The sequence below is a fragment of the Geodermatophilus sp. SMS 5-13 genome, from assembly GCF_059428245.1.
Window position 1 is genome coordinate 1,046,178 of the sequence record NZ_CP165729.1, and the last position, 18,143, is coordinate 1,064,320.

Sequence of the window (18,143 nt, forward strand, 5' to 3'; positions counted from 1 at the left end):
CACCTCAGACGGCGGGGTCGGAGACGAGCGAGCCGGCCTTGTGCTGGGTGCGCAGCTCGGTCTTGAGGATCTTGCCGCTGGGGTTGCGGGGCAGCGGCCCGCCGATCGAGTAGTGCCTCGGGTTCTTGTACCGGGCCAGCCGCTCGCGGCAGAACTCCGACAGCTCCTCCGGCGTCGGCGGGTCGGCCGGGTCGCGCGGGCTGATCACCGCCAGCGGCGCCTCGCCGTACTTCTCGTCGGCGACGCCGATCAGCGCGACCTCGCCGACCTTGGGGTGCCCGGCCAGCACGTCCTCGACCTCGGCGCAGTAGATGTTCTCCCCGCCGGAGATGATCATGTCCTTCTTGCGGTCGACCACGTAGTAGTAGCCGTCCTCGTCCTCGCGCACGAGGTCACCGGAGTGGAACCAGCCGCCGAAGAACGCCTCGGCCGTCGCCTCCGGCTTGTTCCAGTACTCCTTCATGACCATCGGGCTGCGGTAGACGATCTCGCCCACCTGGCCCCGGGGGACGTCGTTCATCAGCTCGTCGACGACGCGGACCTCGACGTTGAGCATCGGGGTGCCGACCGAGCCGATCTTGCGCACGGAGTCCTCGCCGCGCAGCAGCGTGGTGACCGGGCTGCACTCGGTCTGCCCGAACGCCGTCATCACCTCGGCCTGCGGGAAGGTGTCGATCATCGTGCGCAGCAGCGTGGTCGACGCCGGCGCCGCGCCCCAGGAGATCCGCGTCAGGCAGGACAGGTCGCGCGAGGCGATGTCCGGGACGGCGACCACAGCGGCCCACATCGCCGGCACCAGGAAGATGCTGTTGATCCGCTCCCGCTCGATGAGGTCGAGCGTGGCCACTGGGTCGAACCCGCCGGACCGGAGGATCACGTGCGTGCCGCCGAGCAGCAGCGGCGGCAGACCGCCCGCGAGCCCGGCGATGTGGAACATCGGGGCGCCGGGCGCGCCGACCTTCTCGGAGGTGGGGTCGACGCCGTAGGTCGCCACCTGGCTGAAGACGTGCATCAGCAGGTTGTGGTGGGTGAGCACCGCGCCCTTGGGCCGGCCGGTCGTGCCGGAGGTGTACATGATGAACGCGGGCGCGGACTCGTCGACGATCCGGTCGAACGGCTCGGCCGAGGCCGCCTGCACCGCCGCCTCGTAGTCCTCGCCGCCCGGCCCGGCGTTCCCGCCGCCCACCACGAGCGTCGTGCGCACGTCGGGCACCTGCTCGCGGGCCTTGGCCGCCACCTCGGCCAGCGGGGTGTCGACGACGAGCGCGACCGCGCCGCTGTCGGCCAGCACGTAGGCGATCTCGTCGGCCACCAGCCGGAAGTTGACCGGGACGACGATCGCGCCCAGCCGGACCCCGGCCAGGTAGGCCTCCCAGACCTCCATCCCGTTCAGCGCGAGCACCGCGATGCGGTCGCCGACCCCGACGCCGCGCTGCTCCAGGGCGCGGGCGAGCCGGGTGACCCGCTCGTCGAGCTCCGCGTAGGTGAGACCCCCGCCGTCGAAGCGCAGCGCGGAGACGTCCGGCGTTCTGCGCGCCCAGCGGGCCAGCTGGTCGCTCATCGTCATGCCCCGGCCCTGCAGGACGGGGATCTGGACGCTCATCGCACGCTCCCTCGCGTCGGTGTGATGCGCGCCATGCTCGCTGCGAGGTGACGCGGCAGTCAACCCTGACCGGGATCGGCGTACAGCAGTCGTCGGGCGAGCCGCTTCCAGAGGTCGAGGTGGGGGTCGGTGGCGGCCGGGCGCTCTTCGAAGGCGTAGACCATCGCGACCCCGCGCATGCTGGTGAACAGCAGCTCGCACAGCTCGGCGTACAGCGAGGCGGCGGCGATCTCCGGGCCCCAGATCTCGTCGGCGACCGCCCGGATCGCCGCCCGCAGCCGCCGCTCCTGGGCCTGCAGCGAGCCGCGCAGCTCGCCGTCGGTGCGGGCGGCCACCCACAGCTCCATCGCCGCCCAGAAGGGCGGCTCCTGGAACGTCGCCCACATGAGGTCCAGGGCCCGGTCGATCCGCGCCGGACCGGTGGGCTCGTCGGCCATGAGGGCGGCGGCCCGCTCGCGGAGCTCGGTCAGCCGGGTGGTGGCCAGGTGGTCGGCGGCGGCGACCAGCAGCTCGGCCCGGGAGGGGAAGTGGTGCAGCAGCCGGCCGCGGGACACCCCCGCCCGCGCCTGGACGGCGAGGGTCGAGGCGCCGGCGTACCCGTCCTCGACCAGGCAGCCGACCGCCGCCTCGAGGATCAGCGCCCGGCTGTCGGCGCTGCGCCGGGCCCGCGCGCCGTCGGCGGCGGGGGCGGAGGGCGGCGCGACCACCGCGCGAGCGTAGGACGTCGGACCCCTTCCGGTCACCGTTGACCGTTACCGCGCAGCGGTGCGAGGCTCGCAGACCTCCCCCCGCTCGACGACGAGAGGCGCGCCGTGGACTTCGACGACACCCCCGAGGAGGCGGCGTACCGGGCGCACGTCCGGTCGGCGCTCGAGGAGCACGCGGGCGAGCTGCTGCACGTCGAACCGGGGCAGGAGGCCCCGGACGCGCGCCGGCACGAGGCGGAGATGCGCCGGACCCAGCGGGTGCTCGCCGAGGCGGGCCTGGTCGGCGTCACCTGGCCGAAGGCACACGGCGGGCGGGGCGGCACGCTGGTGCAGCAGGCGATCGTGGCGCAGGAGCTGGCCCGCGCGCGGATCCCGCAGCTGATCAACTACATCGGCATCGGCATGTGCGGGCCGACGGTCATCGGGCACGGCAGCGAGGACCAGCAGTCGCGCTACCTCGCCCGGCTGCTGCGCGCCGACGACGTCTGGTGCCAGCTGTTCAGCGAGCCGGCGTCCGGCTCCGACCTGGCCGCGCTGCGCACCACCGCCGTCCGCGACGGCGAGGACTGGGTCGTCAACGGGCAGAAGGTGTGGACGACGCTGGCGCACGTCGCCGACTACGGCATCCTGCTGACCCGCACCGACCCCAGCCGGCCCAAGCACGCCGGGCTGACCATGTTCGTCGTCGACATGCACGCGCCCGGGGTGACCGTGCGGCCGCTGCGCCAGATGGCCGGCAGCGCGAACTTCAACGAGGTCTTCTTCGACGACGTGCGCATCCCCGACGCCGAGCGGCTCGGCGAGCCCGGCGAGGGCTGGCGGGTCGCGCTGACCACGCTGATGAACGAGCGGGTCGCCATCGGCGGCGCCGGCACCGACCTCGGCCTGCCGGTGGAGGCCCTCGTCGCGCACGCCCGCGACCGGCTGCCCGGCCTCGACGCGGAGCGGCAGGTGCTCGCCCGGCAGGCGGTCGGCCGCGCCGTGGTCGCCGCGCTGGCCACCCGGTACACCGGCTACCGGCGGTTCACCGTGCTCAGCCAGGGCGGCGTCCCGGGGCCGGAGTCGAGCGCCGGCAAGCTCGCCGGCACGGCGGCCGCGAAGCTGGTCGCCGACGCCGGTGTGCGGCTGCTCGGCGACGACGCCGTCTTCTGGACCGACGCCGACGGCGACGACGCCTGGCAGCGGACCCAGGCCTACCTGCCCGGCCTGGCGATCGCCGGCGGCACCGACCAGGTGCTGCGCAACATCCTCGGCGAGCGCGTGCTCGGGCTGCCGCCGGAACCACGCTCCGACAAGACCGCGCCCTTCTCGGGAGGCTCCCGGTGAACTTCGACCTCGATCAGGACCAGCGCGACGCCGCCGCCGCGGCGAAGGAGTTCTTCGGCGAGCAGGCCTCGCCGAGTGCCGCCCGCCAGGCGCTGGAGGGCGCCGGTCCGGTCCGCCCGGGCCGCAAGGCGCTGGCCGACATCGGTTTCCTCGGCATCACCGTGCCGGAGTCCGCCGGCGGCGCGGGCCGCGGGCTGCTCGACCTCGCGGTCGTCGCCGAGCAGGGCGGCGCCGTCCTGGCCGGTCCGTCGCTGGTCACCGCCGCGCGGGCGGCGGTGCTGCTCGCCGACGTCCCCGACCTGGCCGCGCAGCTGGCCGACGGTTCGGTGGCGTTCGCCGTCGTCGACGGGTCGTCGGAGGGCTCGCACCCGTCGATCGACGCCGCCGACGCCACCACGTTCCTCGCGCTGGACGGCCGGTCGCTGGTCGTGGGGGAGGGCGAGGCGACCGCGGGCAAGCCGCTCGACGCCACCCGCGGGCTGGCGTCGGTGCGGCTGACCTCCCGCCGCGTCCTGGTCGAGGACGCCGCCGAGCTCTGGGCCCGGGCACGGCAGGCCGGCGCCGTCGTCCTGGCCGCCGAGGACCTCGGCGCCGCCGACCGCGCGGTCACCCTCGGCGTGGCCTACGCGAAGGAGCGCCAGGCGTTCGGCCGCACGATCGGCTCCTACCAGGCGGTCAAGCACATGCTGGTCGACGCCTGGGTCGCGGTGGACCAGCTGCGCTCGCTGGTGTGGTGGGCGGCCTGGGCGGCCGACGCCGCGCCCGACGAGCTGCCGCTGGCCGCGGCCGCCGCGAAGGCGCAGGCGGCGAGCACGCTGGAGCGGGCCGCGGAGACCCTGATCCAGGTGCACGGCGGCATCGGGTTCACCTGGGAGCACGACGCGCACCTGTACTGGCGCCGGGCGAAGGTGGACCGGCTGCTGCTCGGCGACGAGGCCGAGCACCTCGACACCGTCGCGCGCCTCGCCGTCGCGGGTGCGCTCGCGTGACGGAGTACGCCCAGATCCGCTACGACGTCGCCGACCGGGTCGCGACGATCACGCTGCACCGGCCGGACAAGCGCAACGCGTTCACCGGGACGATGGCCGACGAACTGGTGCAGGCCGCCGCGGCCGCCGACGCCGACGAGTCGGTCCGGGTGGTCCTGGTGACCGGCGCCGGGACGGCGTTCTGCGTCGGCGCCGACCTCTCCGGCGGCCGCGACACCTTCGACGCGAACCGGGTGGCCAACCGGCCGGCCGGGCCGATGAGCGAGACGGTCGGTGGCGTCCCCCGCGACCGCGGCGGGGTCGTCTCGCTGGCCTTCGCCGCGCTGCGCAAGCCGGTCATCGCCGCGGTCAACGGCGTCGCGGTCGGCGTCGGGGCGACGATGACCCTGCCGATGGACGTGCGCATCGCCGCCGAGTCCGCCCGGTTCGGCTTCCCGTTCGCCCGCCGCGGCATCGTCACCGAGGCCGCGTCCGGCTGGTTCCTGCCGCGGGTGGTCGGGATCAGCCAGGCGATGGAGTGGGTGGCCACCGGGCGGGTGTTCGACGCGGCGGAGGCGCTGCGCGGCGGGCTGGTCTCCCGCGTCGTCCCGGACGACGAGCTGCTGCCCACCGCCCGCGCGCTCGCCGCGGAGATCGTCGACAACACCTCCGCGGTGGCCGTCGCCGCGGCCCGCGGGCTGCTGTGGTCGATGCTCGGGGCGCCGTCCCCGTGGGACTCGCACCGGCTCGAGTCGCAGGCGCTCATGCGGCTCGGCGGCGGCCCGGACGCCGCGGAGGGCGTGACCTCGTTCCTCGAGAAGCGGCCGCCCGAGTTCAGCACCCCGCTCGGCGACGGGCCCGACGTCGCCGGCGTCCCCCGCTGGCCCGCGCCCCCGGACGACGTGAGCCCCGCCTGAGGGCCAAAATGGCCACTTTGGCCCTAACCGCCGAGGCCGGCCTCGCGGGCGCGGATCATCGCCTCCGCGCGGTCGGCCACCTGGAGCTTCGCGAAGATCGCCGACACGTAGTTGGCCACGGTCTTGGGCGAGAGCGACAGCGTGCGCGCGATCGACGGGTTCGGGGAGCCGCGGGCGATCAGCTCGAGGATCTCCCGCTCGCGGTCGGTCAGCGCCGGGAACACCTTGGGCGCCGGCCGCGGGGCGGCGAAGAAGGCCAGCACCCGCCCGGCGACGGCCTCGCCGAACACGGCCTCGCCGCGGGCCACGGACCGGATCGCGCCGACCAGCTCCTCCTCGTCGGCGTCCTTGAGCACGTAGCCGCGGGCCCCGGCGCGCAGCGCGAGGAACACCGAGTCCTCGTCCTCGAACAGGGTGAGCACGAGGACCCGCACGGCCGGGTCGGCGGCGACGATCGCGCGGGTGGCCTCGATGCCGCTCATCCCGGGCAGCTGCAGGTCCATGAGCACGAGGTCGGGGGAGAGCTCCCGGGCCCGGGCGACCGCCTCCTCGCCCGAGGCGGCGGTGCCGGCCACCTCGACGTCCGGCACGGTGTCGAGGAGGGCCACCACGCCCTTGCGGAACAGCGGGTGGTCCTCGACCACCAGCACCCTCATCGCCCGCCTCCCCGCGGCAGCCGGGCCCGGACGACGGTGCCGCCGGCCGGACCGGGCCCGACCGTGCAGACGCCGCCCATCTCCTCCGCCCGCTCGCGCATCGACGCAAGCCCGACGCCGGGGGACCCCGGGGCGAACCCGGCGCCGTCGTCGGTGACCGTCACGCGCACCTCCTCCGGATCGACGTCCACCCGCACCGCGCACCGCGCCGCCGCCGCGTGCCGGACGACGTTGGCCAGTGCCTCCTGCGCGATCCGGTACACCGCCACCTCCACCGCGGCCGGCAGTGCGGGCAGCGCCGCCGGCGTCTCGACGGTGACCCGCAGGCCGTCGTCGGCGGTCGAGCGCTCGGCCAGCCGCTCCAGCGCCCCGGCCAGGCCCAGTTCGTCGAGCGCGGGCGGCCGCAGTCCGTGCACCAGCCGGCGGATGTCGGCGATCGCCGTCCGCAGCTCCTGCCGCAGCTCGCCGGCCAGCTCCTGCGCCGCGGCCGGGTCCCGGGCGACCAGGGACCGCAGCACCCCGGCCTGCACGGTGAGGCCGGCCAGCTGCGCGCCGAGCCCGTCGTGCAGGTCCCGGCGCAGCCGCCGCCGCTCCTCCTCGCGCGCGCCGACCAGCAGCTCGCGGGAGCGCTGCAGGTCCGCGGTCAGCCGGACGGCGGAGACCGCGACCCCGGCCTGCCGGGCCAGGTCGGAGAGCAGCCGGCGGTCGGCGGGGGAGAACCCGCTCTCGCCGGTCCGCGGCGCGAGCAGCAGCGCGCCGACCTCGGCGTTCTGGTAGGTCAGCGGCAGCCGCACCGGTTCGGGCACCGGCGCGCCGGCGGCGGCGACCGGGCGGTCGTCGTCCGGGAGCACGATGGCGGCGTACGGCAGCCGCAGCGCCTCCCGCACGGTGGTGACGATCGTCGGCAGGACGGCGTCCGGCGCGAGCGTGTCCTCCAGCCGCTCCCCGAGCCGCGACAGCGCGGCGTACGGCTCCGCCCGGGAGCCGTACAGCAGCCGGTCGACGGCCTTCTGCAGCCGCGCCCGCACGGGGGCGAACAGCACCGCGACCAGCCCGGTCGCGACCAGGGAGATCAGCAGGTCGTCGTCCCGGCGCAGCGCGGCGCCGAGCCAGCCCACCACCAGGATGTAGACGCCGATGACCAGCACGGTCAGCGCGGCGTAGACCAGCGTCCGGTTGATGACGACGTCGATGCCGTCGAGCCGGTAGCGCAGCACGGCGACCGCCACCGCGACCGGCAGCGCGATCAGCGCCCAGGCGAACGCCACGGAACCCACCCAGGGCAGCTGGTCCAGCGGGAGCAGCACCACCGGCGCGACGGCGAAGAGGAACCACTTCATCTGCTGCCGTTCCTCGCCGCGCGAGCGCCGCCAGCGCACGACGACCGCCGCCACTGCCTCCGCCATGCCGATCACGAGCAGGGCGCTCAGCACGCCGAAGACCGGCGACTCCTCGACCGGCGGAAGGCCGGCGACGCCGATCGGGTTCTCGATCGGGAAGTCGATCTCGTGCGGGCTGATCGTCTCCGACAGCATGCCGAGCACGGCCGCCGTCCCCACGCCGGCGACGGGCAGGGCGGTCACCAGCCGCCACCGCCGGGAGGGCAGCCGGCCGTCAGGGAACAACAGCGGCAGGGCGACGACGACGAGGCCGAGCAGGACGAACCAGTACCAGCTCTGCAGCCACGCGCCGAACGTCGCCAGCGCGTCGGCCCGGCCGGTCGTCGTCACGACGTACTCGGCCCAGGCGTCCCCGGCGACCGCCAGCGAGATCAGCAGCGCGGTCCCCGACAGCAGCCAGCCGAGCGGGTTGCCCGGCCGGCGGTGGACCAGCAGCGCACCGAGTCCGGCCGACAGGCCGAAGCCGACGAGGATCGGCACCCCCTCGGCCGGGTTCAGCTGCTGCGCCGCGTCGACCCGGCCGCTGAGCACCAGGAACGTGATCATGCCCGCCGCGTACAGCGGCACGATCGCCCACGCCACCACTCGGACGACGGCTCCGGTCCGGGCCACCCGGACCGGCCCGGTCGTGGTGATCTGCTGCGCGCTCACCTCGCCACCCCTCGTCGTCGGCACCATGACCGTCCGAGCTCCGCGCGTCAACGCCGGGGACCCCCCGCGGCGGTCCCCGGCGTGCGTGCGTCAGACGGTGGTCGAGGCCGGGACACCCGTCCGCGTGCCCGACAGCCGGCGGCCCAGCAGCAGCCAGGCCACGCCGGTGGGGACGGTCACCGCGGCGAAGAACCACGCGTCGTTGTCGGGGTTCAGCGACGTCCCGACGAACCCGACGGCCAGACCGATCGGGAAGGCGAGGGCCAGCAGCGTGCCCGCGGTGCGCCCCAGGACGTCGGGGCACCGGCGCAGGACGGCGATGCCCAGCAGCACGCCGCCGACGATCGACACCAGGTAACCGGCGAGGAAGATCGCGTGGCCGGCGGCCACGGTGCCGCCCCCGGCGGTGATCGACGCGAGCTCGATCCCGTTGCCCAGGCCCATGGCGGCGAAGCCGGTGCCGGCGACGACGGCGCCGGCGGCGACGAGGCGACCGCCCCCCGGCGCGATCGCCTGCCGGAGCGGCGGCAGCCCGGCCACGAGCAGCAGCGGGGCGACGGCGAGGCAGAGCCACGCCGCCGTCACGGAGGCGGCGAAGGAGAGCGTGCCCCGGTCGGTTCCCTCCAGATCGATGGTGGAGAAGGCGACGGGGACGAGGATCCAGAGGACGGCGCCGACGGTCGCGGCCGTCGCTGCGTGCCTCGTGGCTGGAGCGGTCATCGGGGACTCCTCGGGAATGGGACGTGTCCGGCGCCGTGGACGCTGCCGCTCCTCCGCTCCCGGGAGGCAGGGGGCGCGATCCCGGGCCGGCCGGGAAATCACTCATCCGTTTGCCCCGCCGGTGCCGGGGCAGGAGCCGCCCGTGGACACCGAGATCACGCTGCGGGTCGACGGGGCGGCGCGGCCGCTGACCGTCGACACCCGCACCACGCTGCTCGACGCGCTGCGCGAGCGGCTGCGCCACACGAGCCCGAAGAAGGGCTGCGACCACGGCCAGTGCGGGGCGTGCACGGTGCTGCTCGACGGCCGCCGCGTGAACAGCTGCCTGGTCCTCGCCGTCACGGTGGGGGACGCCGAGGTGACGACGTCCGACGGGCTGGCGGCGGACGGCGAGCCGCACCCGCTGCACCGCTCGTTCGTCGACTGCGACGCCTTCCAGTGCGGCTACTGCACCCCCGGGCAGATCTGCTCGGCCGCGGGCGTGCTCGCCGAGGCCCGCGCCGGCTGGCCCAGCGCGGTCACCGCGGATCTCGCCGCCGACGAGGTCGCCCTCACCGACGCCGAGATCCGCGAGCGGATGAGCGGCAACCTGTGCCGCTGCGCCGCCTACGCGCACATCGTCCCGGCGGTCGCCGCGGTGGCGGAGACGGAGGGCGTCCGGTGAGGGAGTTCCGGTACGAGCGCGCCGCCGATCCGGCGTCCGCCGTCGCGCTGGTGGCCGCCGAACCCGCGGGCGCCTTCCTCGGCGGCGGCACCAACCTGGTCGACCTGATGAAGCTCGGGGTGGCCACGCCGGAGCTGCTGGTCGACGTCCGCACGCTCACCTCGGCCGAGGTGACCGACCTCCCGGACGGGGGCCTGCGCATCGGCGCCGCCGTCCCGAACGCCGACCTCGCCGCCGACCGGCGGGTGCGCGCGCGCTACCCCGTGCTCGCTCAGGCGCTGCTGGCCGGCGCCTCCGGGCAGCTGCGCAACCGCGCCACCACCGGCGGCAACCTGCTGCAGCGCACCCGCTGCGGCTACTTCACCGACGTCACCAAGCCGTGCAACAAGCGCAGCCCCGGCAGCGGCTGCGGCGCGCTGGAGGGCGCGCACCGCAACCACGCGATCCTCGGCCAGACCCTCGACGGCCCCGGCACCTGCGTGGCGACCCACCCCTCCGACCTCGCGGTCGCCCTGGTCGCGCTGGACGCGGTCGTGCAGGTCCTGGGCCCGGCGGGCGAGCGCAGCCTCCCGATCGCCGAGCTGCACCGGTTGCCCTGGGACGACCCGTCCGCCGACACCACCCTGCGGCACGGCGAGCTGATCACCGCCGTCGACCTGCCGCCGCTGCCGATCGCGGCGCGTTCGCGCTACCGCAAGGTCCGCGACCGGGCTTCCTACGCCTTCGCGCTGGTCAGCGTCGCCGCCGCGCTCGAGGTGGCGGACGGCGTGGTGCGCGACGTGCGGCTCGCGCTCGGCGGTGTGGCGCACAAGCCGTGGCGGGCGGTCGCCGCGGAGGACGCGCTGCGCGGGGAGCCGGCCACCGAGGAGGCGTTCGCGGCGGCGGCGCACGTCGAGCTCGACGCGGCCACCCCGCTGCGCGACAACGGTTTCAAGGTGCCGCTGGCCCGCAACGTCGTCGTCCGCACCCTGGCCGACCTGGCGGAGGGGGACCGATGACCGCCCTCGACCGCGTCGTCGGCGCCGACGTCGCCCGCATCGACGGGCCGCGCAAGGTGCGCGGCACCGCGCCCTACGCCTACGAGCACGATCCCGGCGAGGCCGTCGCGCACGTCGCCGTCGTGCAGAGCACCGTCAACCGCGGCCGGGTCAGCCGGCTCGACCCCACCCGCGCCGAGGCGATGCCCGGCGTGCTCACCGTGCTCACCCCGGCCAACGCGCCGCGGCTGTCCGGCGACCTCGCCTCCGACCTGCCGGTGCTGCAGTCCCTCGACGTCCACTACCAGGGGCAGATCGTCGCCGCCGTGGTCGCGGAGACCTCCGAGATCGCCAGGGCCGCCGTCGGTGCGGTCGTTGCCGAGTACGCGGCCGAGCAGCCGGACGTGGTGGTGCGCGCCGACCGGCCGGACCTCTACGCGCCCGAGAAGCTGATGGCCGGGTTCGACACCGACTCGGTGATCGGCGACGTCGAGGCCGCGCTGGCGACCGCGCACGTCAGCATCGACGCCACCTACGAGACGCCCACCCAGCACAACAACCCGATCGAGATGCACACGACGATGGCCCGCTGGGACGGCGACTCGCTCACCCTCTGGGACGCCAACCAGGGCCCGCACACCATCGTCAACGACCTGGTGGCGGCGTTCGACCTGGAACCCGGCCAGGTGCGGGTGATCTCGCCGTACGTCGGAGGCGCGTTCGGCTCCAAGGCCTTCACCCACCCCCACCAGATCCTCGCCGCGATGGCCGCGAAGGTGGTCGGGCGGACCGTCGTCTTCGAGCTGTCGCGGCAGCAGATGTTCTCCCTCGTCGGGCACCGGACGCCGACCATCCAGCGGCTGCGCCTGGGTGCCGACGCCGACGGCCGGCTCACCGCGATCAGCCACGAGGTGGTCGAGCACACCTCGCGGATCAGCGAGTTCGCCGAGCAGACGGCGACGCCGACCCGCGTGCTGTACGCCGCGCCGAACCGGCGGACGACGCACCGGCTGGCCCGCCTCGACGTCCCCCCGCCGACGATCATGCGGGCGCCGGGGGAGACCCCGGGCATGTACGCGCTGGAGTCGGCGATGGACGAGCTCGCCGCCGAGCTGGGCCTCGACCCGGTCGAGCTGCGCATCCGCAACGAGCCCGAGCGCGACCCCGAGCGGGACGTGCCCTGGTCGAGCCGCAACCTGGTCGCCTGCCTGCGCACCGGGGCCGAGCGGTTCGGCTGGGCCGGCCGCGACCCGCGCCCGCGGCATCGGCAGGAGGGCCGGTGGCTCGTCGGCACCGGCGTCGCCGCGGCCACCTACCCAACCCGGCGGCGCGCGGCCGACTGCCGGATCATCGCCTACCCGGGGCACTATGTCGTCGAGATCGACGGCTCGGACATCGGCACCGGCGCGTGGACGGCGCTCACCCAGATCGCCGCCGACGCGCTGGGCACCGACCTCGGCTCGGTGGAGCTGCGGATCGGCGACAGCGCGCTGCCGCGGGCCGGCGGCGCGGGCGGCTCGACCGGGCTGGCGTCCTGGGGCTCGGCGATCGTGCTCACCGCCCGGGACGTGCGTCGCCGGCTGTCCGGTGAGCCGCCGCCCGAGGGGCTCATCGTGGACGGCGGGTTCGACGGGAAGACCCCGGCCGCCGACACGCACTCGATGCACGCCTTCGGCGCCCACTTCGTCGAGGTGCGGGTGGACGCCGACACCGGCGAGGTGCGCGTGCCGCGGGCGACCAGCGTCTACACCGCCGGGACGATCGTGAACGCCCGCACCGCCCGCTCACAGTTCCTCGGCGGGTTCTGCATGGGCGTCTCGATGGCGCTGCACGAGGAGACGGTCTCCGACCCGCGGCTCGGCCACTACGTCAACCACGACCTGGCCGAGTACCACGTCGCGACCAACGCCGACATCGGCGAGGTGGACATCTCCTGGCTCGACGAGGAGGACCCGCTGGTCAACGAGCTCGGCCTCAAGGGCATCGGCGAGATCGGCATCACCGGCGCCGCGGCCGCCGTCGCCAACGGCTACTGGCACGCGACCGGCCTGCGCGTCCGCGACCTGCCGATCACCCCCGACAAGTACTTCCGCGAGGGCGCTTTGTCGCGATGAAGCACGCGTGCTTGATCGCGACAAAGCCCGTCAGGTGGCGAAACTGCCGGTCGGCGGGTCGAGGTGGCGCAGCAGGGTCTCGCCGATGTCGCGCATCGCGGCGACCTGCTCGGGGGAGAGCTGGTCGAACAGGTGGTTGCGCACGCCCTCGACGTGCACCGGGGCGGCGCCCTCCAGCGCGGCGAACCCCTCGTCGGTGAGGACGGCGAGCAGGCCGCGGCCGTCGTCGGGGCAGACCTGCCGGCGCACCCAGCCGCGCTCCTCGAGCCGGGAGACCGCGTGCGAGAGCCGGCTGCGCGAGGAGAGGCAGCGGTCGGCCAGCTCGCTCATCCGCAGCATCCGGTCCGGGGCCTCGGAGAGCGCGACGAGGATCTCGTAGTACGCGTGGGAGATGCCGGTCTCCCGGGTGAGCTCGCGGTCGAGCCGGTCCTGCAGCAGCATCGAGCTGAACAGCCAGGCCCGCCAGGCGTGCTGCTCGTCCGCGTCGAGCCAGCGCGGTTCCCCGGCGGGTCGTGCGGCCACCTCGGCGACGGGCGCCTGTGACGTCATGCACGTCAGGGTACTAGCGGAATAGTCAAGCCTTCAACTACGCTGTGGTCGAGCAGAAGGTCAAACGCTCAATTACTTCGGAGGCAATCCGCATGACCAGCAGCACCGCCGTCCAGATCCCCGGCTACGTCGTCGGCACCTGGGACATCGACGCGTCGCACTCGACCGTCGGCTTCTCGGTCCGCCACATGATGGTGAGCAAGGTCCGCGGCTACTTCCGCGAGTTCGCCGGTGAGCTCGTCACCGCCGAGAACCCGGAGCAGTCCGTCGTCACCGCCACGATCGACCTCGCCTCGATCGACACCCGCCAGGAGCAGCGCGACGCGCACATCCGCTCCGCCGACTTCTTCGACGCCGACAACCACCCGCAGATGACCTTCCGGTCCACCGCGGTGCGCGCCGACGGCGCCGACTGGTTCGTCGACGGCGAGCTGACCCTCAAGGGCAACACCAAGCCGGTCACCCTGGCCCTCGAGCTCAACGGCTTCGGGCCGGACGCCTATGGCGGCACCCGCGCCGGCTTCTCGGCCAAGACCGAGATCAACCGCAACGACTTCGGCGTCGACATCAAGATGCCGATGGACGGCGGCGGCGTCGTCGTCGGTGACAAGGTCACCGTCGAGCTCGAGATCGAGGCCGTGCTCCGCCAGGCCTGATCTGCAGCACATCTCCTCGAAGGGCCCCGGGCGCTGCGCCCGGGGCCCTTCGGCGTTCTCACAGGCCACCGGCACCGAACTCCCAGGAAGCCGGCGGACCGTGAGGTGGTGAGGACCGCCGCGCCCTGGCTCGCCACCGCGGCCCGGCTGGTGCTGGGCGGCGTGTTCGTCGTCGCCGGCGCGCTGAAGCTGCCCGACCCGGCGGCCGCGGTCCGCGCGGTGCGCGCCTACCGGCTGCTGCCCGAGGCGCTGGTCGCACCGGTCGCCTTCGGCCTGCCCGTGGTCGAGATCGCGGTCGGGCTCGTCCTGCTGGCCGGCGTCTTCGTCCGGACGGCGGCGATCGCCTCCGCCGTGCTGCTCGCCGTCTTCCTCGTCGGCGTGGGCTCGGCCTGGGCCCGCGGGCTGCAGATCGACTGCGGCTGCTTCGGCGGCGGCGGGCAGGTCGCCGCGGCCGACACCGCCTACCCCACCGAGGTCCTGCGCGACACCGCGCTGCTGATGGTCGCGCTCGCCCTCGCCCGCTGGCCGCGCTCGCGGCTGGCAATGGGCGGCCGCCCGCTGCACCAGGAGGAACTGGCCCGTGCCCGATAACGCCAAGCGTCGCGCCGCCCGCGCGCGGATCGAGGAGAAGCGCGCCGCCGAGGCCGCCGCCCGCGCCCGCGCGCAGCGCCGGCAGCGCGCCGTGATCGGCGGCGTGGTGGCGGCGGTGCTGCTGGTGGTGGCCGTCGTGGTGGTCATCGCCGTCCAGACCTCGCGGACGGCGACCGCGGCGAACGCCGCGGAGCCGGCGAACACGGCCGACAGCGGGCAGGTGGTCGTCGTGGGCCAGGCCGACGCCCCCGTGACGATCGACCTCTACGAGGACTTCCAGTGCCCGATCTGCAAGTCCTTCGAGGACTCCGCCGGCAGCACCCTCGCCTCGCTGGTCGCCGACCACACCGTGCAGCTGCACTACCACGGCATGGCGTTCCTCGACACGAACGCCAACGACGAGTACTCCACTCGGGCGCTGAACGCGGCCGCCGCGGTGGTGAACGCCGCCGGCCCGGACGCCTTCCAGAAGTTCCACGACCTGCTCTACGCCAACCAGCCGGCCGAGGGCGGCTCCGGGCTGACCGACGACCGGCTCGTCTCCTACGCCGAGCAGGCCGGCGCGAGCGGCGAGGCCGTGGAGCAGGCGATCCGCGGCCTGGCCTACGGCGACTGGGTCAAGCAGGTCACCGACCAGGCGTCGAAGGACGGCGTCACCGGCACGCCCACCGTCCTCGTCGACGGCCACCAGCTCGAGGACCTCACCGCGAGCGGGGTCACCGCGGCGGTGCAGTCCGCGCAGGCCGGCTGACGCCCGGCCGGACCGATGAGTCCGGCCGGCCCGCGCCGTCCCACCCTGCATGAGCCTGACCGTCGGGATGATCTCGTTCGACTGCGCCGACGCCGCGGCGCTCGCCGGGTTCTGGTCCGGCGTGCTCGAGCGCCCGGTCGACGGCGGCGCCACCGGCGACTACGCCACGATCGGCTTCGACGGCGACGGGCCGACGTGGATGTTCGTCCACTCGGACGACCCGGGCACCGGCCGGAACCGGCTGATGCTCGACCTGGGTGGCGGCGAGGACTGGCGAGAGCAGGCCGACCGCGTGGAGAAGCTCGGCGCCCGCCGGGTCGCCGAGCACGAGGTGGCGGGCGTCGCGCGCTGGGTGGAGCTGCGCGACCCGGAGGACAACACCTTCCGGATCTTCGCCCCCCGGCCCTCCTGACCGCGGGCGCCGCCGGGAGATTTGGCCGGGGGAGACTGGCGGCATGGCCTCCTCGACGCTGACCCGCACCCGCTTCCCGTCGTCCCTGCTCGTCGCCGTCGGGCTCGCCGCCGGGTTCGGCGTCGCTCAGGGCACCGGCGTGCGCGCGCTCGGCGGGGCGCTGCTGGTCGCCTGCGGGGTCGGCGCCGCCGCACTGTGGGTGCGCCGCCGCGGCTGGGCGGTGGTGGTCGGGCTCGGCGTCCTCTACCTGGCGGCCTTCGTGCTGGCGCACGTGCTCGCCCTCGGGGTGGGGCTGAACTCCTGGCTGGCCGTGGCGTTGGTCACGATCGTCGCCGCCGGGGTGACGTACGCGGTGGCCGACCGGGGCGAGACGGAGATCTCCGCGCGCTGAGCGACTACCCTGGGAAGGTCGCCGACACGGCGGCTGTTGCACGAGATGCCGCGCGCGTGGACGCCGCGGACTCCCCGAACTCCTCTGAGGTGCCTCTCCGCATGCCCACCCGCGACGACCTGCGCAACGTGGCGATCATCGCCCACGTCGACCACGGCAAGACCACCCTGGTCGACGCCCTCCTCCGCCAGGCCGGCGCGCTCGGCCGGGCCAAGGGTGAGGGCACCGACGCCGACACGACGCAGGACCGCGTCATGGACTCGATGGACCTCGAGCGCGAGCGCGGCATCACCATCCTCGCCAAGAACACGGCCATCCGGCTGGCCGACGACGAGGGCAACCCGGTCACGGTGAACATCGTCGACACCCCCGGCCACGCCGACTTCGGCGGCGAGGTCGAGCGCGGCCTGTCGATGGTGGACGGCGTCGTCCTGCTGGTGGACGCCTCCGAGGGCCCGCTGCCGCAGACCCGCTTCGTGCTGCGCAAGGCCCTGGGCCAGCGCAAGCCGGTGATCCTCGTGGTCAACAAGACCGACCGCTCCGACGCCCGCATCGCCGAGGTCGTCGACGAGACCTACGAGCTGTTCATGGAGCTGCTCGAGGACAACGGCCTGGGCGAGGACGCGCTCGAGTTCCCGATCGTGTACTCGAACGGCAAGACCGGCCAGGCCTCGCTGACCCGGCCCGCCGACGGCACCTCGCCGGACAGCCCCGACCTCGCGCCGCTGGTGAAGACGCTGCTGGAGACGATCCCGGCGCCGGTCTACGACGCCGAGGAGCCGCTGCGCGCGCAGGTCACCAACCTCGACGCCTCGCCCTACCTCGGCCGGCTGGCGCTGCTGCGCATCCACTCCGGCACGCTCAAGAACGGCCAGCAGGTCGCCTGGTGCAAGACCGACGGCACCGTTTCGCGGGTCAAGATCACCGAGCTGCTGGTCACCGAGGGGCTCACCCGGACGCCGGCCGACAGCGCCGGCCCCGGCGACCTCGTGGCGGTCGCCGGCATCGAGGACATCATGATCGGCGACACCCTCGCCGACCCCGAGGACCCGCGCCCGCTGCCGCCACTGACCGTCGACGAGCCGTCGATCTCGATCACGATCGGCATCAACACCTCGCCGCTGTCGGGCCGCTCGGGCAAGAAGCTCACCGCCCGGCTGGTCAAGAACCGGCTCGACCAGGAGCTGGTCGGCAACGTCTCGGTGCGGATGCTGCCCACCGAGCGCCCGGACACCTGGGAGATGCAGGGCCGCGGCGAGCTGGCGCTGGCGATCCTCGTAGAGCAGCTGCGTCGCGAGGAGTTCGAGCTCACCGTCGGCCGCCCGCAGGTGGTCACCAAGGAGATCGACGGCAAGCTGCACGAGCCGGTCGAGCGGGTCACCATCGACACCCCCGGCGACTACGTCGGCACCCTCACCCAGGCGCTGGCCACCCGCCGCGGGCGGATGGAGAACCTGATCCACCACGACACCGGCTGGGCGCGGATGGAGTACGTCGTCCCTTCGCGGGGGCTGATCGGATTCCGGACGGAGTTCCTCACCGAGACCCGCGGCACCGGCGTCCTGCACCACGTGCTCGAGGGCTACGAGCCGTGGCAGGGCGACATGCGCGCCCGGCCCACCGGCTCCCTGGTCGCCGACCGCACCGGCGTGGCGACGTCGTACGCGATGTTCTCCCTGCAGGAGCGCGGCTCGCTCATGGTCGCCCCGGGCACCGAGGTCTACGAGGGCATGATCGTCGGCGAGAACTCCCGGCCCGACGACATGGACGTGAACATCACCAAGGAGAAGAAGCTCACCAACATGCGGTCGTCGACCGCTGAGGAGCTCGAGCGCCTGGTGCCGCCGCGGATCCTCAACCTCGAGCAGGCCCTGGAGTTCTGCGCCGAGGACGAGTGCGTGGAGGTCACGCCGGCCACGGTGCGCATCCGCAAGGTGATCCTCGACCAGAACGAGCGCGGCAAGGCGAAGAACCGGAAGCCGAAGGCCTGACGCCCGGCCCCCTGTCCGCCGTGATCATCGGCAGGTGGCTGCCCTCGACGGCGTGTCGAGCAGCCACCTGCCGATGATCACGGCGGTCGTGCGTCCGGG

The 18,143-nt window shown here is 74.4% G+C and carries 18 protein-coding genes; 12 read left to right on the top strand and 6 right to left on the bottom strand.

The window, feature by feature from the left end:
* Positions 1-4: 4 nt before the first annotated feature.
* Both AB3388_RS05165 and AB3388_RS05170 read right to left on the bottom strand, forming a co-directional pair.
* Complete coding sequence (locus AB3388_RS05165) at positions 5-1,603, bottom strand: long-chain-fatty-acid--CoA ligase (protein ID WP_495409687.1); 1,599 nt, start codon at positions 1,601-1,603, stop codon at positions 5-7.
* A gap of 59 nt (positions 1,604-1,662) precedes the next feature.
* Positions 1,663-2,310: a TetR/AcrR family transcriptional regulator gene (locus AB3388_RS05170; protein ID WP_495409688.1), complete on the bottom strand. Its 648-nt coding sequence runs from the start codon at positions 2,308-2,310 to the stop codon at positions 1,663-1,665.
* A 105-nt stretch (positions 2,311-2,415) separates the two neighbouring features.
* On the opposite strand from AB3388_RS05170, the gene AB3388_RS05175 reads away from it, so the two are divergent.
* Genes AB3388_RS05175 through AB3388_RS05185 form a run of 3 tightly spaced genes read left to right on the top strand, consistent with a single transcriptional unit; the run spans position 2,416 to position 5,521 of the window.
* Entirely contained in the window at positions 2,416-3,636 is a 1,221-nt protein-coding gene (locus AB3388_RS05175; protein WP_495409689.1) for an acyl-CoA dehydrogenase family protein, read from the top strand.
* A complete protein-coding gene (locus AB3388_RS05180) occupies positions 3,633-4,625 on the top strand; it encodes an acyl-CoA dehydrogenase family protein (RefSeq protein WP_495409690.1) in 993 nt (330 codons plus the stop codon). The genes AB3388_RS05175 and AB3388_RS05180 overlap by 4 nt, the downstream gene beginning before the upstream one ends.
* Positions 4,622-5,521, top strand: coding sequence for an enoyl-CoA hydratase-related protein (locus AB3388_RS05185; RefSeq protein ID WP_495409691.1), 900 nt, complete (start codon positions 4,622-4,624; stop codon positions 5,519-5,521). Before AB3388_RS05180 ends, AB3388_RS05185 begins: the two co-directional genes overlap by 4 nt.
* Before the next feature lie 23 nt (positions 5,522-5,544).
* Here the strand turns inward: AB3388_RS05185 and AB3388_RS05190 are convergent, their stop codons facing one another.
* The 3 genes from AB3388_RS05190 to AB3388_RS05200 all read right to left on the bottom strand — a co-directional run bounded on the left by AB3388_RS05190 (position 5,545) and on the right by AB3388_RS05200 (position 8,948).
* Positions 5,545-6,177 (bottom strand): response regulator, encoded by a 633-nt coding sequence (locus tag AB3388_RS05190; protein WP_495409692.1) that lies wholly within the window; start codon positions 6,175-6,177, stop codon positions 5,545-5,547.
* Positions 6,174-8,228, bottom strand: coding sequence for a sensor histidine kinase (locus tag AB3388_RS05195; RefSeq protein WP_495409693.1), 2,055 nt, complete (start codon positions 8,226-8,228; stop codon positions 6,174-6,176). The genes AB3388_RS05190 and AB3388_RS05195 overlap by 4 nt, the downstream gene beginning before the upstream one ends.
* 90 nt (positions 8,229-8,318) lie before the next feature.
* Positions 8,319-8,948, bottom strand: a complete 630-nt coding sequence (locus AB3388_RS05200) for a hypothetical protein (protein WP_495409694.1) — start codon at positions 8,946-8,948, stop codon at positions 8,319-8,321.
* A 142-nt stretch (positions 8,949-9,090) separates the two neighbouring features.
* On the opposite strand from AB3388_RS05200, the gene AB3388_RS05205 reads away from it, so the two are divergent.
* From AB3388_RS05205 to AB3388_RS05215, 3 genes are read left to right on the top strand one after another with little or no spacing between them, the layout of a single operon-like run.
* Entirely contained in the window at positions 9,091-9,612 is a 522-nt protein-coding gene (locus AB3388_RS05205) for a (2Fe-2S)-binding protein (protein ID WP_495409695.1), read from the top strand.
* A complete protein-coding gene (locus tag AB3388_RS05210) occupies positions 9,609-10,610 on the top strand; it encodes an FAD binding domain-containing protein (protein WP_495409696.1) in 1,002 nt (333 codons plus the stop codon). The genes AB3388_RS05205 and AB3388_RS05210 overlap by 4 nt, the downstream gene beginning before the upstream one ends.
* Complete coding sequence (locus AB3388_RS05215; protein WP_495409697.1) at positions 10,607-12,703, top strand: xanthine dehydrogenase family protein molybdopterin-binding subunit; 2,097 nt, start codon at positions 10,607-10,609, stop codon at positions 12,701-12,703. Before AB3388_RS05210 ends, AB3388_RS05215 begins: the two co-directional genes overlap by 4 nt.
* A 30-nt stretch (positions 12,704-12,733) precedes the next feature.
* Here the strand turns inward: AB3388_RS05215 and AB3388_RS05220 are convergent, their stop codons facing one another.
* A complete protein-coding gene (locus AB3388_RS05220) occupies positions 12,734-13,252 on the bottom strand; it encodes a MarR family winged helix-turn-helix transcriptional regulator (RefSeq protein ID WP_495409698.1) in 519 nt (172 codons plus the stop codon).
* A 92-nt stretch (positions 13,253-13,344) separates the two neighbouring features.
* Between AB3388_RS05220 and AB3388_RS05225 the strand changes: the two genes are divergently transcribed.
* The 6 genes from AB3388_RS05225 (at position 13,345) to typA (ending at position 18,044) form a co-directional block, all read left to right on the top strand.
* Positions 13,345-13,908 (top strand): YceI family protein, encoded by a 564-nt coding sequence (locus tag AB3388_RS05225; protein ID WP_495409699.1) that lies wholly within the window; start codon positions 13,345-13,347, stop codon positions 13,906-13,908.
* 108 nt (positions 13,909-14,016) lie between these two features.
* Positions 14,017-14,499, top strand: a complete 483-nt coding sequence (locus tag AB3388_RS05230; protein ID WP_495409700.1) for a MauE/DoxX family redox-associated membrane protein — start codon at positions 14,017-14,019, stop codon at positions 14,497-14,499.
* On the top strand, positions 14,489-15,250 hold the full coding sequence (locus AB3388_RS05235; protein WP_495409701.1) for a DsbA family protein: 762 nt from the start codon (positions 14,489-14,491) through the stop codon (positions 15,248-15,250). Before AB3388_RS05230 ends, AB3388_RS05235 begins: the two co-directional genes overlap by 11 nt.
* Before the next feature lie 49 nt (positions 15,251-15,299).
* Positions 15,300-15,662, top strand: coding sequence for a VOC family protein (locus AB3388_RS05240; RefSeq protein WP_495409702.1), 363 nt, complete (start codon positions 15,300-15,302; stop codon positions 15,660-15,662).
* A 43-nt stretch (positions 15,663-15,705) separates the two neighbouring features.
* Positions 15,706-16,053: a hypothetical protein gene (locus tag AB3388_RS05245; RefSeq protein WP_495409703.1), complete on the top strand. Its 348-nt coding sequence runs from the start codon at positions 15,706-15,708 to the stop codon at positions 16,051-16,053.
* Between the two features lie 101 nt (positions 16,054-16,154).
* Positions 16,155-18,044 (top strand): translational GTPase TypA, encoded by a 1,890-nt coding sequence (typA, locus tag AB3388_RS05250; RefSeq protein WP_495409704.1) that lies wholly within the window; start codon positions 16,155-16,157, stop codon positions 18,042-18,044.
* Positions 18,045-18,143: the final 99 nt, after the last annotated feature.

What these genes read in the sequence shown, in the direction of transcription:
- AB3388_RS05165 (WP_495409687.1), bottom strand. Translation starts at nt 1,603, where the DNA reads ATGAGCGTCCAGATCCCCGTCCTGCAGGGCCGGGGCATGACGATGAGC.
- AB3388_RS05190 (WP_495409692.1), bottom strand. Translation starts at nt 6,177, where the DNA reads ATGAGGGTGCTGGTGGTCGAGGACCACCCGCTGTTCCGCAAGGGCGTG.
- AB3388_RS05200 (WP_495409694.1), bottom strand. Translation starts at nt 8,948, where the DNA reads ATGACCGCTCCAGCCACGAGGCACGCAGCGACGGCCGCGACCGTCGGC.
- AB3388_RS05215 (WP_495409697.1), top strand. Translation starts at nt 10,607, where the DNA reads ATGACCGCCCTCGACCGCGTCGTCGGCGCCGACGTCGCCCGCATCGAC.
- AB3388_RS05220 (WP_495409698.1), bottom strand. Translation starts at nt 13,252, where the DNA reads ATGACGTCACAGGCGCCCGTCGCCGAGGTGGCCGCACGACCCGCCGGG.
- AB3388_RS05225 (WP_495409699.1), top strand. Translation starts at nt 13,345, where the DNA reads ATGACCAGCAGCACCGCCGTCCAGATCCCCGGCTACGTCGTCGGCACC.
- AB3388_RS05240 (WP_495409702.1), top strand. Translation starts at nt 15,300, where the DNA reads ATGAGCCTGACCGTCGGGATGATCTCGTTCGACTGCGCCGACGCCGCG.
- AB3388_RS05245 (WP_495409703.1), top strand. Translation starts at nt 15,706, where the DNA reads ATGGCCTCCTCGACGCTGACCCGCACCCGCTTCCCGTCGTCCCTGCTC.
- typA (WP_495409704.1), top strand. Translation starts at nt 16,155, where the DNA reads ATGCCCACCCGCGACGACCTGCGCAACGTGGCGATCATCGCCCACGTC.